The sequence below is a fragment of the Steroidobacter gossypii genome (assembly GCF_016801985.1).
Classification (GTDB): Bacteria; Pseudomonadota; Gammaproteobacteria; order Steroidobacterales; family Steroidobacteraceae; genus Steroidobacter; species Steroidobacter gossypii.
Map to the genome: position 1 here is coordinate 817168 of NZ_JAEVLS010000001.1, position 14433 is coordinate 831600.

General features: G+C 63.1%; 14 protein-coding genes. 7 read left to right on the forward strand and 7 right to left on the reverse strand.

Going from position 1 to position 14433, the window contains the following annotated elements; genetic code table 11:
• Nucleotides 1-113: 113 nt before the first annotated feature.
• Genes ggt through rsmD form a run of 3 tightly spaced genes read right to left on the reverse strand, consistent with a single transcriptional unit; the run spans nt 114 to nt 2983 of the window.
• Nucleotides 114-1796, reverse strand: coding sequence for a gamma-glutamyltransferase (ggt, locus tag JM946_RS03580; RefSeq protein WP_203165762.1), 1683 nt, complete (start codon nt 1794-1796; stop codon nt 114-116).
• A 54-nt stretch (nt 1797-1850) separates the two neighbouring features.
• On the reverse strand, nt 1851-2342 hold the full coding sequence (coaD, locus tag JM946_RS03585) for a pantetheine-phosphate adenylyltransferase (RefSeq protein WP_203165763.1): 492 nt from the start codon (nt 2340-2342) through the stop codon (nt 1851-1853).
• Nucleotides 2339-2983: a 16S rRNA (guanine(966)-N(2))-methyltransferase RsmD gene (rsmD, locus tag JM946_RS03590; protein WP_203165764.1), complete on the reverse strand. Its 645-nt coding sequence runs from the start codon at nt 2981-2983 to the stop codon at nt 2339-2341. The genes coaD and rsmD overlap by 4 nt, the downstream gene beginning before the upstream one ends.
• Nucleotides 2984-3086: 103 nt before the next feature.
• Between rsmD and ftsY the strand changes: the two genes are divergently transcribed.
• The 4 genes from ftsY (at nt 3087) to rpoH (ending at nt 7007) form a co-directional block, all read left to right on the forward strand.
• Nucleotides 3087-4076 (forward strand): signal recognition particle-docking protein FtsY, encoded by a 990-nt coding sequence (ftsY, locus tag JM946_RS03595; protein ID WP_203165765.1) that lies wholly within the window; start codon nt 3087-3089, stop codon nt 4074-4076.
• Between the two features lie 184 nt (nt 4077-4260).
• Nucleotides 4261-4992 carry a cell division ATP-binding protein FtsE gene (gene ftsE / locus JM946_RS03600; RefSeq protein WP_203165766.1) on the forward strand — a complete coding sequence of 244 codons (732 nt, stop codon included), beginning with the start codon at nt 4261-4263 and terminating at the stop codon, nt 4990-4992.
• Complete coding sequence (gene ftsX, locus JM946_RS03605) at nt 4992-5906, forward strand: permease-like cell division protein FtsX (RefSeq protein WP_203165767.1); 915 nt, start codon at nt 4992-4994, stop codon at nt 5904-5906. The genes ftsE and ftsX overlap by 1 nt, the downstream gene beginning before the upstream one ends.
• Nucleotides 5907-6167: 261 nt before the next feature.
• On the forward strand, nt 6168-7007 hold the full coding sequence (gene rpoH, locus JM946_RS03610) for an RNA polymerase sigma factor RpoH (RefSeq protein WP_203166542.1): 840 nt from the start codon (nt 6168-6170) through the stop codon (nt 7005-7007).
• Nucleotides 7008-7217: 210 nt separating this feature from the next.
• Here the strand turns inward: rpoH and JM946_RS03615 are convergent, their stop codons facing one another.
• Complete coding sequence (locus tag JM946_RS03615) at nt 7218-7904, reverse strand: OmpA family protein (RefSeq protein WP_218042568.1); 687 nt, start codon at nt 7902-7904, stop codon at nt 7218-7220.
• Between the two features lie 140 nt (nt 7905-8044).
• The gene (locus JM946_RS03620) at nt 8045-8512 is read right to left on the reverse strand and encodes an Mpo1 family 2-hydroxy fatty acid dioxygenase (protein WP_203165769.1); all 468 of its coding nucleotides are present in this window, start codon (nt 8510-8512) and stop codon (nt 8045-8047) included.
• Nucleotides 8513-8869: 357 nt separating this feature from the next.
• Between JM946_RS03620 and JM946_RS03625 the strand changes: the two genes are divergently transcribed.
• A complete protein-coding gene (locus JM946_RS03625) occupies nt 8870-9991 on the forward strand; it encodes an acyl-CoA dehydrogenase family protein (protein WP_203166543.1) in 1122 nt (373 codons plus the stop codon).
• A gap of 50 nt (nt 9992-10041) precedes the next feature.
• Here JM946_RS03625 and JM946_RS03630 read toward each other — a convergent pair whose 3' ends face one another.
• Nucleotides 10042-10344: a hypothetical protein gene (locus JM946_RS03630; RefSeq protein ID WP_203165770.1), complete on the reverse strand. Its 303-nt coding sequence runs from the start codon at nt 10342-10344 to the stop codon at nt 10042-10044.
• A gap of 173 nt (nt 10345-10517) precedes the next feature.
• On the opposite strand from JM946_RS03630, the gene pdsR reads away from it, so the two are divergent.
• Both pdsR and JM946_RS03640 read left to right on the forward strand, forming a co-directional pair.
• Complete coding sequence (pdsR, locus tag JM946_RS03635; protein WP_203165771.1) at nt 10518-11210, forward strand: proteobacterial dedicated sortase system response regulator; 693 nt, start codon at nt 10518-10520, stop codon at nt 11208-11210.
• Nucleotides 11211-11240: 30 nt separating this feature from the next.
• Nucleotides 11241-13307, forward strand: coding sequence for an ATP-binding protein (locus tag JM946_RS03640; RefSeq protein ID WP_203165772.1), 2067 nt, complete (start codon nt 11241-11243; stop codon nt 13305-13307).
• Between the two features lie 453 nt (nt 13308-13760).
• On the opposite strand, the gene JM946_RS03645 is transcribed toward JM946_RS03640, so the two are convergent.
• Nucleotides 13761-14381 carry a YdbL family protein gene (locus JM946_RS03645; protein ID WP_203166544.1) on the reverse strand — a complete coding sequence of 207 codons (621 nt, stop codon included), beginning with the start codon at nt 14379-14381 and terminating at the stop codon, nt 13761-13763.
• Nucleotides 14382-14433: the final 52 nt, after the last annotated feature.

The window sequence follows — 14433 nt, forward strand, 5'->3', positions numbered from 1 at the left end:
GGCGTGCGCAAGAGACAAGTCGCGACACGCCACGAAGGGGATTGCCGTGCGACCGCAGCTTCCAGCCGGCGCGAGGCCGGGCGAAGAATGGCCGGCTCCGCAAACAATCGTGACTAATAAACGACGCCGACGCCCACGCCGCGAGGGTCGGAGACGGCTTTGACTTCGCCGCTCTTGTAGTCCCAGGTGACGATTTGCATGTTGCCGGGTTGACGCGATTCGCGGAGGTTGTGGCCGTACTTCTTCAACGTCGCTTGTTCGGACTCGCTCAAAGCGCCGGGTTCGAAGGACAGCACGTCGGGCATGTATTGATGGTGATAGCGGCCTTTCTTGACCAGCTCGTCCGCCGGCACGCCGTGCAGCCAGTCGAGCGTGGCGAGCAACACCATGCCCATGATGTAGCTGCCGCCCGGCGTACCAAGCACCATGACGCCGTCGCCACGTTCGACGAAAGTGGGCGTCATGCTCGACAAGGGCCGCTTGCCGGGCGCGATGGAATTCGCTTCTGCGCCGACCAGGCGGAAACCGTTGGGCACGCCGGGCTTGGCGACGAAGTCATCCATTTCGTTGTTCAACAGGATGCCCACGCCCGGCACCATCAAACCGGAGCCGAAAAAGAAATTGATCGACATGGTGCCGGCGACGCGGTTGCCGTCGGCGTCGATGATGGAAAAGTGCGTCGTCTGCGTGCCCGCCGGCGGTGCAGTGATGCTCGGCAGCGAATCGCTCGGAGTCGCGCGATCCATGCGGATCGAAGCGCGCTGGCCCGCGGCGTAGTGCGGACTCAGCAACTGCTCCACCGGCATCGAAACAAAATCCGGATCGCCGAAATACTGCGCGCGATCCCGATGCACTCGCCGGGACGCTTCGACGACGAGATGCACGCGAGTGGCGTTGTCGATGGTCTTCAAATCGTAACCGGAGAGAATATTCAACGCATCGATCAACGCGATGCCGCCCGAAGACGGCGGCGGGGCGCTGATGATGCGCGCACCGTGATATTCCCCATAAACAGGCTGGCGCTCTTTGACCTGATATTCGGCGAGATCCTGCAGCGACCAGATGCCGCCCATCTTCTTCACACCATCGACCAACTGTTTCGCCACCGGCCCCTTGTAGAACCCGTCGGCGCCGCGCTCGGCCAGCACGGTCAGCGTCTTCGCGAGCTCGGGTTGTTTGATGATGAAGCCGACTTCCGGCACCTCACCTTTGTTTAGAAACACCTTCGCCGCCGCGCCAGCGTTGAAAGTATCGCGCTTGGCCACGATGCCACCGCGCAGCCGGGTGTTGAGAGGGAAACCATCGCGCGCCAGGCGGATCGCAGGCTGCAGCACTGTTTTGAACGGCAGCTTGCCGTAGTTCTTGGAAATGTGCTCGAAACCTGCCGGCTCGCCAGGAATGCCGGCGGCGAGCGCGGTCGCGGTGGAGCGGCCCTTCACCACATTGCCTTGCTCGTCCAGAAACATATCGTGAGTGGCAGCCCGCGGTGCGACTTCACGCGCATCCACCATCGTCTCGAAACGATCGGACGCGCGATGTAACAACCAGAAGCCACCGCCACCCAGTCCCGAGCTGCTCGGCTCGACCACGGCGAGCGCGGCGCTCACCGCCACGGCCGCGTCGAAGGCATTGCCGCCCTGACGCAGGATTTCCATACCCGCCTCGGTGGCCAGCTGGTGCGCGCTCGCGATGCCAGCTTTACCGGGTCGTTGCGGCTGATCGGCCAGCGCCGACAGCGGCAACACGAAGAACGCAACTAGCAGAATGCGGACACGGAGCAGCGATAACACTTTCATGAGCAGATCTTCGAGCGCGTGGAGTATCCCGAACGCGCGGCTACGGATGGAAGGCTATTTCGCCCGGCGCTTGGCCCAGGCGCTTTGCAAGGCGGCCTCCACTTTGGGATGCACGAATTGCGCGACGTTGCCGCCAAGGCTGGCGATTTCACGCACCAGGGTCGAGGAGATGAAGTTGAATTGTTCCGTGGGGGTCAGGAACACATAGTCCACCTTATCCGACAAATGCCGGCTCATGGTGGCGAGCTGGAACTCGAATTCGAAATCGGACACGGCGCGCAGGCCGCGCACCACCACGCTCAAGCCATGCTGGCGCGCGAACTCCACCGTCAGCCCGGAATAACCGGTGACTTCGACGTTGGGAATATCGTGCAGCACCTCGCGCGCCAGCTCGACTCGCTCATCCAGCGTGAACAGCGGCGCTTTGTTGGGATTGGCCGCGACCGCCACCACCACCCGCTCGAAAATGCCGGCGGCACGACGCACCAGGTCGTAGTGGCCGTTGGTGATCGGGTCGAAGGTGCCGGGATACATCGCGCCGGTCATGTAGAAACCTCTTCAACAGATGCAACGCCCTGGGTCGATTCCCGGGTGCGCAGCAGATGATAGCCGACCTGACCGGCCACCTTGGAACGATACACCGCCCAGCCCGGCGCCAGCGGCGGCAATGGGGTGTCGGCGGGGCATTCGACGTAGATGTGCGCCGATGGCGCCAGCCACCCTTGCGGCAGGCGGCTGAATACCGTCTGTAACAGTGTTGAAGCGAACGGCGGATCCAGAAACACCACGTCGAACGGCTGGGGCGCGCGCTCCAGGAAGCGCAGCGAATCTTCGGTCTTGACGGTCGCGCCGGCCGCCCCCAGACGCTGCAATGTCTCGTTCAGATGCCGCCCGATCTGCGGTTCCCGATCCACGAACGTGACTGCCGACGCGCCACGCGACAGCGCTTCGATGCCCAGCGCGCCACTGCCAGCGAACAGATCGAGGCAGCGCGCGCCCACGATATGCGTCTGTAACCAGTTGAATAGCGTCTCGCGGACCCGATCTGGAGAGGGGCGGATCGCCTCGATGGCGGGGAAGCCGATCCGCATGCCGCGCCAGCGGCCGCCCACGATGCGCAACCTGTGAGGCAGCTCATTGGAGGTGGATTTGCCGACCGGGCGGCGATTGCTGGGAACTCTGGCCATGCGCGCGGCGGATGATAGCGCCGGCGCGCCCGGCCCATGCTGATAGAATCGCGCTGTTAGAATTCCCCGCCCGCTGCGAGCCCCAACCAAGCCAACGCCCGTAATGTTCGGTTTCAAGAGCAAGCCACCCACCCCGCCGCCCGCGCCCTCCGCCGCCGAACAGAGCGAGGGCAGCCTCAGCCTGTTCCAGCGCCTGCGCGCCAAGTTGAACAGGGGCGACTCGTGGCTGACCTACGACCTGGCGAACCTGATTCCGGGCGGCAAGATCGACGAGAACGTGCTCGAAGAGCTCGAGATGCGGTTGATCACCGCCGACGTCGGCGTGGAAACGAGCGAGCGGATTCTCAGCGCGCTACGCAAGAAGGTGGCGCGCAACGAGCTCGACAATCTCGACGCCCTGCTCGAAGCGCTGCGCGAGGAGCTCATGGACATCGTCCGGCCGGTGCAGGGCCAGATGGTGATCGACAGCAAGTACATTCCGTTCGTGGTGCTGGTGGTGGGCGTCAATGGCGCCGGCAAGACCACCACCATCGGCAAGCTCGCGCGCATCATCAAAGCGGCGGAGATGAAGGTGATGCTCGCCGCCGGCGATACTTTTCGCGCCGCTGCAGTCGAGCAACTGCAGGTCTGGGGCCAGCGCAATGATGTTCCCGTGATCGCGCAAGCGACCGGTGCGGATCCCGCAGCCGTCGCGTTCGACGCCCTGCAGTCCGCGCAGGCGCGCAAGTTCGATGTGCTGATCGTGGACACGGCAGGTCGCTTGCACACGCAATCGAACCTGATGGACGAGCTGAAAAAGGTGAAGCGTGTGATGGGTCGCATCGATCCGGACGCGCCTCATGAAGTATTACTGGTGCTCGATGCGAGCCAGGGCCAGAACGCGCTCCAGCAGGCCAAGCTGTTCCACGAAGCGCTGGGCGTGACGGGCGTGGTGCTGACCAAGCTCGACGGCACCGCCAAGGGGGGCATCGTGTTTGCCATCGCCAGCGAATTGAAACTGCCGATCCGCTATCTGGGCGTGGGCGAGAGCGTGGAGGATTTCGTCGGCTTCGAGGCCGCGGCATTCGTCGACGCCCTGCTCAAACGTGAATAACAGGTTTTCCATCGGCCGCGAACCGACCCGCGAACCATGAAACCGAACACGTGCCACCCAGGTACAGGGATGTGCCCGCCGCCGCAGGCGGCGAGCGCAGGGGGAAAAGTCGCGCCTTTTGCCCTCTGCGCCACAGCGCGAGTGGCAGGATGCCCGAGTCGCTGTCTCTAACAAGTGCGTCCGAATGATTCGTTTCGATCACGTCTTCAAACGTTACCCCAACGGCCGCGAGGCGCTCAGCGATCTGTCACTGGAGATCGAGAGCGGCGAGGTCGTGTTCCTCACCGGTCATTCGGGCGCGGGCAAATCCAGCCTGCTGAAGCTGATCTCGCTGATCGAGCGGCCGACGCGCGGCCAGCTCATCGTCAACGGCCAGAACGTCAATGGCGTGAAGCGCTCCAAGGTGCCGGCGTTTCGGCGCCAGATCGGCATGGTGTTCCAGGATCACAAGCTGCTGCACGATCGCACCATCTTCGACAACGTTGCGCTGCCATTGATCATCGCGGGCGTGGGCACTAAGGAGATCGGCAAGCGCGTGCGCGCCGCGCTCGATCAGGTGGGCTTGCTCGGCCGCGAGAACAGCGTGCCGCTCGAGCTCTCCACCGGCGAACAGCAACGCGTCGGCATCGCGCGCGCCGTGGTCAGCAAACCTCCCGTGCTCATCGCCGATGAGCCCACCGGCAACCTCGATCCAGAGCTGTCGCTGGAAGTGATGAACATCTTCCGCCGCTTCAATGAAGTCGGCGTCACGGTGCTGGTCGCGAGCCACGATCTGTATCTGCTCGAGCACTTCCCGGTGCGTCGCGTGCGCCTGGAAGGCGGACGCATCGTGGACGACATCCCGGCGGGCGTGAGCGCCGGAGAGAAGCTGGTAGACCCCGCCAAGTTCATGACCGGCTCGGAAGGAGCGCTGTGATGGGCGCCTGGCTGACGCGGCACGCGCAAACTTCCATCGGCTCGCTTGGTCGACTGTCGCAACACAAGCTCGCCACGCTGCTGACCATCCTGGTGATCGGGATCGCGCTGGCGCTGCCCGCCTGTCTGCATTTGCTGATCGACAATGCGCAGAATGCGACCGGCAACTGGAATCGGGCGGTCGACCTGACGGTGTTTCTGAAGCGGCCGACCTCCGTCGAGGACGCCACGCGCACCGCCGATCGCATCCGCAAGCGTCGCGATGTGAGCAACGTGGAGTTGATCACCGCGGATGCGGCCTTGAAGGATTTCCGTCGTGATTCGGGTTTTGGTCCGGCGATCGATGCGTTGAACGACAACCCCTTGCCACATACGCTGGTAGTCACGCCCGCCGCAGAATTCACGACTGCTGCCAGCCTGGAGGGTCTCGCCGCCGATCTGCGCGGCATGCCGTCGGTCGACGTGGTCCAGCTCGATACCGCCTGGGTAAATCGGCTCAATGCCATCCTCGACACCGTGCGCAGCGCCCTGGTGGTCGCGGCCGCCTTGCTGGCGCTCGGAGTCATGGTGATCGTCGGCAACACCATTCGGCTGGACATCCAGAACCGCCGTACCGAAATCGAGGTCACCAAGCTGGTCGGCGGCAGCGACGCCTTCGTGCGTCGGCCGTTTTTGTACAACGGCCTCTGGTACGGGCTCGGCGGCGGCCTGATCGCCTGGATCATCACGCTCGCCGTCATCGGAGTCCTACGCGAGCCCATTGGCCGCGTCGCCGGGCTGTACGGCAGCGCCTTCGAACTCGGCGGCCTCGACCCGCGGGCCACCCTGATTCTGCTCGGCAGCGGGATCGTTCTGGGCTGGCTGGGGTCTTATCTAGCCGCTAGCCGCCATCTCCGGGCCATCGAACCCACCTAGTCGGTTCTCCATTGGCCCTGCTCAGTCACGGCTTTCGTGACTACCGTTCACGGGCCGCCTGCGGTGTAAAAGATCTCAGCAGGATCAACGGTTTAGCTAGGCATAAACCGTTTGGAACATATGGCCGCCGCCGGAACTTCCAAGGCGACTTAGCACTCAAACCTCCCGATTGCTAAACTTCTACCCACTTACTGGAGGGGAATCTTCGACATGACAACAGCGCTTGTTCGCTCAAGCACGGATCTCGCCACCAGTCCTTACATGATGTTGGCTGGCCCGGTCGGCAGCCTCGACTCGTACATCGAGCGCGTGTCGCGCATTCCGGTTCTGTCCCGCGAGGAGGAGCTGGAGCTGGCTCGCCGTCTGCGTAACGACGAGGACCTGGATGCGGCTCGCCAATTGGTTCTGTCGCACCTGCGCTTCGTGGTGCATATCGCCCGCGGTTACAGCGGCTACGGCCTGCCGGTCGGCGACCTGATTCAGGAAGGCAATGTCGGCCTGATGAAGGCGGTGAAGCGGTTCGATCCCGATGTCGGTGTGCGTCTGGTGTCCTTTGCGGTTCACTGGATTCGCGCCGAGATCCACGAGTACGTGTTGCGTAACTGGCGGCTGGTGAAAATCGCCACCACCAAAGCGCAGCGCAAGCTGTTCTTCAACCTGCGCAAGTTCAAGAAGAACCTGGGCTGGCTGACGGAAGTGGAAACCAAGCAGATCGCCCGCGACCTCGGCGTGAGCACCGCCGAAGTGACCGACATGGAACAGCGGTTGAGCTCGCGCGACCTGTCCTTCGATCCGGCCCCGGATGCGGACGAAGAAGACGGCGCGTATTCGCCCTCGGCCTATCTGCCGCACCCGGAAGCCGATCCGTCGGTGGCCGTGGAGCGCGAGCAGTGGGATGAGGACACCGCCGAGCGTCTGTCTCAGGCGCTGGAAACGCTCGATGAGCGCAGCCAGCACATCCTGCGCAGCCGCTGGATGCAGGACGAGAAGTCGACCCTGCACGAGCTCGCCGATCAGTACGGCGTGTCCGCGGAGCGTATTCGTCAGATCGAGGCGAATGCGATCAAGAAACTGCGTGGCCTGGTGGCCGATGCCGCATGATGCGAGCTAATGGACTGAGTTAGTTTTATGGACCCTATCAACCAAAGGGCCGGACTCGAAACGAGCCGGCCCTTTTTCATGACTCGGGATCGGGCATCCTGCCACGACCCTCGTGCGCGTCGACAAAAGGCGTGACTTTTGTCTCGCGCCGCCGCCTGCGGCGGCGGGGTACATCCATGTACCCGAGCTCTCTTCGTTATCTCAGTTATCTCAGCCCTTGGTGACGGGGACGATGGTCATCTCGACGCGACGGTTCTGGGCGCGACCGGACTCCGTGTCGTTGGAGGCGATCGGGTGCGACTCGCCGGCGCCGACGGTGAGCAGGCGCTGGCTATCGATGCCCTGGCCCGTGAGATAGTTGGCGACCGACGAAGCGCGACGCTGCGAGAGCTGCTGGTTGTATTGATCGCTGCCGGTGCTATCGGTGTGACCGGCCACTTCGATGACCGTCTTGTTGTATTCCTTCAGCACCATCGCCACGCCGCCAAGCGCGTTGTAGAAACCCGAATTCAGATCCGCGCTGTTGGTCGCGAACGTGATGCTGCTCGGCAAGTTCAACGTGATGTTGTCGCCCACGCGGGTGACGCTCACGCCGGTGCCTTCGAGCTTCTGCCGCAGCTTCGCTTCCTGCACGTCCATGTAATAACCGACGCCACCGCCGGCCAAGGCGCCCACACCCGCGCCGATCAGCGCGTTCTCGAGCTTGTCGCCTTTCGTGAGCAAGCCAGCCACTGCGCCAACAGCAGCGCCGATGCCTGCGCCCTTGGCAGCTTTGCTGGTTTGCGTCTCGCGTGTGTACGGATTGACCGTGGTGCAACCGGCGGTCAGGCAGGCCACGACGATGCCGACACCGGCGAGCTTGGAAAAACGAACGACCATGTGATTTCCTCTGAACATTCTTTGCTCCCTTGGATGAGAGCCGACTGGAACAGCAACCCGCGCGACACTAGCGCGGCCGAATCGGTGCGATCAGCCTGGAAAAAACGGACTGAACCGTCACTGAATTCGTGAGTGTCGATCGAGCCTGCGATGTGAAACTAGTATGGGATTCGCAGTTTTCGATAGATGAAGGACAACAACCATAGCGGACCGATCATCAAAAACTGAATGTCTTTGAAAAACGACGGTCGACGCCCTTCCACGTGGTGGCCGATGAACTGCCCGATCCAGGCCACCACGAACAACGCCAGGCACACGCTCCACAACGGCCACGGCAGCGTTTGCAAAGCGAGGATGGTCAGCATCACCAGCCCGACGAACAGCGCCATGCCCACCGCCAGCGACCACGACATCACCAAGTAATACAGCACGCCCGCGATCAGAAACAGCGAGCCCCAGTTCAACAGCGGCGATATTTCCTGCCAGGCGCGCGGCGCCGGCAGCGACCACAACAGGCCGATCAGACTGACCACGATGATCGGCACACAGATCCAGTGCAACGTCTTGTTGGTGGCGTTGCGATGACTCTCGCCATATTCCTGCAACCACTGCTCCACGGTACGCATCGATCCCCCTTGCTTGCCGTGATCGTTTCCCTGTCCCCGGTCCGGCGCACACGCTACGCCGGTCGGGCGCGACCGACAAGAATTGTAGGCTCGCCTCGCAGCACTGCGCGCCCGAGCCGCCCCCGCGTCTGGAACTTCAGCGTTTTCGCCACTTGCTGGCGCTCGCGGAGCGGATCGAGGACACCACTGACGCCCAAGTGCGCACCAAGTGACCTCGGCCGGGCTGCGCTATCATGGGCCGATCAGGAGAGCCCCCCTATGTCAACCAATTCGTCAGTCCATCCGTCAGCCCATTCCAAGAGCGCTCCGACTTCGGCTCCCGAGCTCGATGCCGTCGATCTGTACAACGTGCGCAGCATGCTCAGCGATGAAGAGCGGCTGGTGCAGGACTCGGTCGCGAAATTCGTCGACGAGCAGGTCATTCCGATCATCGGCGACTGCTTCGAGCACGAGCGCTTCCCGCGTGAGCTGGTCACAGGCGTGGCCGAACTCGGCCTGCTGGGCAGTTCGATCCATGGCTATGGCTGCGCCGGCTTGAACGCGGTGTCATACGGTCTCATATGCCAGGAGCTGGAACGCGGCGACTCGGGCCTGCGCAGCTTCGTGTCGGTGCAGTCGAGCCTGTGCATGTATCCAATCTACGCGTTCGGCAGCGAGGAACAGAAACAGCGCTGGCTGCCGAGCATGGCCAAGGGAGAAACCATCGCCTGCTTCGGCCTCACCGAGCCGCATGGCGGCTCCGATCCCGCCAACATGAAGACTCACGCCAAGCGCCAGGGCAAGGACTGGGTGTTGAATGGCGCCAAGATGTGGATCACCAACGGCTCCATCGCCGATGTCGCCATCGTCTGGGCGCGTACCGACGACGGCATCCGCGGCTTCCTGGTCGAAAAGAACTTCAAAGGCTTCAGCTCGGCGACCATCAAACACAAGATGAGCTTGCGGGCGTCGGTGACTGGCAGTCTGTTCTTCGACAACGTGGTCGTGCCGGAAGAAAACATGCTGCCCGGCGTGGTTGGTCTGAAAGGCCCGCTGTCGTGTCTTACTCAAGCCCGTTATGGCATCTGCTGGGGCGTGACTGGCGCGGCTCAGGCGTGCCTGAAGGACGTCATCGACTATTCCAAGACTCGCGTGTTGTTCGGCAAGCCCATCGCGGCCACTCAGTCGGTGCAGATCCGCCTGGCTGAGATGGCACGGAAGATCACCACTTCACAGCTGCTCTCACTGCAGTTGGGTCGCTTGAAAGATCAGGGCCTCATGCAGCCGACGCAGGTGTCTGTGGCGAAGTGGCACAACACTCGCGCCGCCATCGAAGTTGCCCGCGATGCTCGTGACATCCTCGGTGGCGCTGGCATCAGCGTTGAGTATTCGCCGATTCGTCACGCACTCAACCTCGAGAGCGTGATCACCTACGAAGGCACGGAGACGGTTCATCAGCTGACCGTCGGTCGCGCGCTGACCGGGATCAACGCGTTCTGATCGTGACCTCTCGCCGGCGCATCGGCGCCGGCGAGAGCCACCAATGCCGCTCACAAGTCGACGCTGAACGACGTAGACGGCTGAAACAACTCATCATCCGCCACAGCGTGCGCCATCCGAGCGCGAGGCAGCGAGACGGGCTCATCGAGGCGAGATGAGGCGTCCCAGCAGATAACCAGAACCACCAGCGACAACCACGCCCAAGCCTTTTCGCGACGCTGACGATCGCGGTTCAGAGTGCGGAAGCTGGGCGCGCGCTCGTGCATCCAGTGACGGGCAGAAGGCTCGGAAGCAGGCTGCGGCTGAACGCCAGCGCGCACGCGAGGGGTGACAGGAATGGGTCGCTCGATCATGGCGGTTCTCCACGCCGTTGCTGTTCGGCGTGGCGCTATTACCGCTCTGAAGCCCGGACACACCATCGCTGCCAGAGGGCGCAGCGCGGGCAGATTGTGATTAATCATGGCAGCGCCCGAACCCCGCCCCCGACAGCGGTACACTGTGCTTCACAGGCCCGGGACACGAACTCATGAAGAAAGTGATCGCTATCGTCGAAGACGAACCCGCCATCCGCGACAACTACGCGGCGGCCTTCCAGCGCCACGGTTATTCGGTTCGCACCTACGGCACTCGCAAGGAAGCCATCGAAGCCTTCCGCGCCCGCCTCCCCGACCTGGCCGTCATCGACGTCGGTCTGCGCGAAGAACCGGAAGGCGGCTTCGAGCTCTGCCGCGAGCTCCGCTCGATGTCGGCAGAACTTCCCATCATCTTCCTCACCGCACGTGACAGCGAGCTCGACGCAGTCTCCGGCCTGCGCCTGGGCGCGGATGACTATCTCACCAAGGACCTCTCGCTCACCCACCTGATCGCCCGCGTCACCGCGCTATTCCGCCGCATCGACGCGCTCACTCAACCGTCGAATCGCGATCAAGTAATATCGCGCGGCGCGCTGATGATCGACGCCGCGCGCCTGCACGCAACCTGGCAAGAGCAACCGCTCGGCCTGACGCTGACCGAGTTCTGGATCGTGCACGCCCTGGCGAAAAACCCGGGCCACGTGAAGAATCGCCAGCAGCTGATGGACGCCGCCAACGTGGTGCTCGACGACAACACCATCACGTCCCACATCAAACGTATCCGCCGCAAGTTCCAGGCCATTGACGCGAGCTTCGACAACATCGAGACCATGTACGGCATGGGCTACCGCTGGAAGGAAGCCTGAGCCGGGGCCGCCAGCCGCGCGACGAACGGAATGTCTCTTCGCACCAAGCTGCTGCTACTCAGCCTGCTGACGCTGATCCTGCCGTGGGCCGGCTGGAAATATGCACAGCAGATGGAGAACACATTGCGCAGCGGTCAGGAGGCGGCGCTGCTGACGACGGCCGAGGTGCTCGGTCGCGTCGTCGCCAGCGAGCCCGAGCTGCTCTACCGCGTAGGCGAAGCGCGCGACAAGTTCGACCCAGCGGCCGGCGATCTGTTTGCACCATTGTTTCCAACACAACCGCTGGTCGACGGCTTCGCCGATGAATGGCCGGAACCCTCGCGGCCAGTACCCGGCTTTGAGGCCGCGCGGCCAGGTGAGCCGCTGCTGCACCTTGGTGTGTACGGACGTTCCCTGCACCTGTTTGCAGAGATCGAAACCCCACGCCGCGACTACGAATCCCCTCCCGCCAACGAGGGCAGCGCCGCGCCCGGAAGCAGCTCGGATCGATTGATCATTCTCACGCGCGATGAATTCGGTCGCGAGCGCGCCTGGTCTGTGAGCGCCTTGGCGCCTGGCCCAATCATCGTTCGGCCTTGTGACATCGGTTCCCCGTGGCGACCGCACGGCGAAGTCATGCCGCCCTACGTCAATGGCGTCTGGCGAGAGACGACGACCGGCTACGCCGTCGAACTACGCGGCCCGATGAATCTGTTCGGCACGCAGATCGCGGTCTTTGCGCTGAACAAAGACAACACGCGCATTTCGGGCACGCAGGGCCTCGCCCGACTGCACACCGGCTCCGAAGCTTTGAAACAACGTCTGGAGCAGTACGCGCCTGAAGGTGTGCGCGTATCGGTGGTCGACGTGCACGGTTGGTTGCTCGCTCGCGCCGGCGCAGTGACTGCGAACGCATCATCAACCTATCCGGGCCTGCAACGGAACGAGTATGGTTTCATGCGCTCGATCTATCGCGGCTTGTTCCCCAGCAGCTCCATGACGCCGCAACCCTATGGCTTGCCGTACGGGATGTGGGGCGCGCCCGTCGACGAGGCCCGCGCAGGAAAGAACGCTGCGATCTGGTTCGATCAGTTGGGAGGCGAACCCTCGTTGGTGCGCGCGGCTGTGCCGGTGCGCTACGGCGAGGAATTGTTGGGCGCACTGGTCGTCGAACAACCGGGCGAGCAACTGGTGCTGGTGCGTGAGCTGGCGTTGACTCGTCTGCTCAATCTCACACTCGTGGCAACGCTGTTCGCGATCGTGGTCACATTGGTGTTCGCTGCCCGACTCTCACATCGCATTCGCCGCTTGAGCCGCGCGGCGAGCACGGCGCTGACGGCTGAAGGCCGCATCGAACACAGCATCCCTGGCACTGAAGCGAAGGACGAGCTCGGCGCGCTGGCCCGCAGCTACGACACGCTGCTCGGCCGCGTGAAGGAATACACCATCTATCTGCAAACGCTCGGCACCAAGCTGTCGCACGAGCTACGCACGCCGCTCACCATCGTCAGCTCCTCGCTGGACAATCTCGTCTCCGAAGAAGCATTGCAGCCTAATGCGCAGAGCTACGTGGACCGTGCCCGCAGCGGCACCAATCGCATGCACGCGATCCTCACGGCGCTGAGCGAAGCGACGCGCGTCGAACAAAGCATCGAGCACACCGATCGGGTGCGCTTCGATTTGAGCGAACTGGTACGCAATATGGGTCAGGCCTATCAGCACACCTTTGCGCGACACCGCATCGAGACCAGTGTGCCGAACGAAGCCTGCACGATCGACGGCTCGCCCGATCTGATCGCACAGCTGCTCGACAAGCTGATGGACAACGCCGCCGACTTCACTCCGCCCGGCGGCCGTATCGGGCTCGCGCTCGAGGCCGGGCCGCGCGCCTGCCGACTCAGCGTCAGCAACGAAGGCCCGCCGTTGCCAGCGCAGCTGAACGGCCGGCTGTTCGAATCGCTGGTCAGCAGTCGCGGCAGCTCAGATGGCAAACCCCATCTCGGCCTCGGCCTGTACATCGTGCGCCTGATCGCCGATTTCCACGCCAGTCGCGTCACCGCCACGAACTTGAACGAGGACGCCGGAGTGGCGATCACCCTGGAGATTCCAAGGACTTAGGCGCAGGCCATGGCGACGAGTGCGCACTCGAGCGGCGCGCCGTCGAAATTCCTTACAACGATTCACGCTTCAGCGCTGAAATAATGGTTGCGCTAGCGCGACGATTAGGACTAAGTTCCTGTCCCAGATGCACCGCACGCCAGCCGGCATGTGGCTTGCTTTGATAGGTCCAACGTCGCTCTGCACCGGGCGGCGAGAAGTGGCAGAGAAGCGGGGATGGCACCGCGAGGGGAGTGGGATCGAATCACAAGCGACAGGGATGCGCAGCCTTGCGTCCTGGCGATGACCAGGCGAGGCGGGAGTAGAAGGGTTGAGCGACAACAGCGACGTTTCCTGATTTAGCCGGCGCCACCAAACAACGCGAAGAAATCGTCGACTCGGAAACGAAAAGCCCCGCAAGATGCGGGGCTTTTTTTTGCCGCTGTCTATGACGGCCGATCGAACAGCCTGTCGTTACTTCTGTTTCCAGGCGCCGCTCTTGTCCTGGTAGTACCAGCCGCTGGCCGCCTTGCTGGCCCAGCGCTCGGCGAACGTGGTGCGGATATCCGTTTCCCATTCCGGATGGCCGTTGGCGGTGGCGATCTCGCGATACAGGTTGGCGCGATCGGCGTTCTCGTCGGCGACCAGCTTGCGCACCGAGTTGCGCTCGGGCAGCGGCACCAGATTCTGATCGCGAATCTCGACCAGACCGTCGCTGGTCAGTCCAATCGCGCCCGAGTCGTAATACTTCTTCATGCGCGCATGGCGCTCTTCCATGGATTGCGTGAGCTGACGAATTGCCGGCGTGGACACGTTCAGGTCCGCCTGCGCGTGCGCAGCGGGCACCAACAGATTCAGCACCGAGTGCGCGGCGACGAGCAGCATGTCATTCGCGCGCTCCGGCAGGGCCGAACGCTTGTCGTCGCTCTTGGCTGGCGGCTGGCCGTTGCCGCCCCAGATATCGTCGATGATCTTGTCGGCGGCCTTTTCCGCGGCCGCCGCCGGGAAATAAACATTGATGGTGACGCACGCCGCCACCAGCAGGCACGAGGCCAGGCACAGCAGCGAGCCGAATTTGAAAGCAGCGGAACGCATCATGAGACTCCTTGAAAACGAAGCGCGATTACAGTCGGTGGCTCGAGACCCG

Coding starts and splice junctions, on each gene's coding strand:
- rsmD (WP_203165764.1), bottom strand. CDS start 2,983: ATGGCCAGAGTTCCCAGCAATCGCCGCCCGGTCGGCAAATCCACCTCC.
- rpoH (WP_203166542.1), top strand. CDS start 6,168: ATGATGTTGGCTGGCCCGGTCGGCAGCCTCGACTCGTACATCGAGCGC.
- JM946_RS03620 (WP_203165769.1), bottom strand. CDS start 8,512: ATGCGTACCGTGGAGCAGTGGTTGCAGGAATATGGCGAGAGTCATCGC.
- JM946_RS03630 (WP_203165770.1), bottom strand. CDS start 10,344: ATGATCGAGCGACCCATTCCTGTCACCCCTCGCGTGCGCGCTGGCGTT.
- ftsE (WP_203165766.1), top strand. CDS start 4,261: ATGATTCGTTTCGATCACGTCTTCAAACGTTACCCCAACGGCCGCGAG.
- JM946_RS03640 (WP_203165772.1), top strand. CDS start 11,241: ATGTCTCTTCGCACCAAGCTGCTGCTACTCAGCCTGCTGACGCTGATC.
- ftsX (WP_203165767.1), top strand. CDS start 4,992: ATGGGCGCCTGGCTGACGCGGCACGCGCAAACTTCCATCGGCTCGCTT.
- JM946_RS03625 (WP_203166543.1), top strand. CDS start 8,870: ATGCTCAGCGATGAAGAGCGGCTGGTGCAGGACTCGGTCGCGAAATTC.
- ftsY (WP_203165765.1), top strand. CDS start 3,087: ATGTTCGGTTTCAAGAGCAAGCCACCCACCCCGCCGCCCGCGCCCTCC.
- pdsR (WP_203165771.1), top strand. CDS start 10,518: ATGAAGAAAGTGATCGCTATCGTCGAAGACGAACCCGCCATCCGCGAC.
- JM946_RS03645 (WP_203166544.1), bottom strand. CDS start 14,381: ATGCGTTCCGCTGCTTTCAAATTCGGCTCGCTGCTGTGCCTGGCCTCG.
- ggt (WP_203165762.1), bottom strand. CDS start 1,796: ATGAAAGTGTTATCGCTGCTCCGTGTCCGCATTCTGCTAGTTGCGTTC.
- JM946_RS03615 (WP_218042568.1), bottom strand. CDS start 7,904: ATGTTCAGAGGAAATCACATGGTCGTTCGTTTTTCCAAGCTCGCCGGT.
- coaD (WP_203165763.1), bottom strand. CDS start 2,342: ATGACCGGCGCGATGTATCCCGGCACCTTCGACCCGATCACCAACGGC.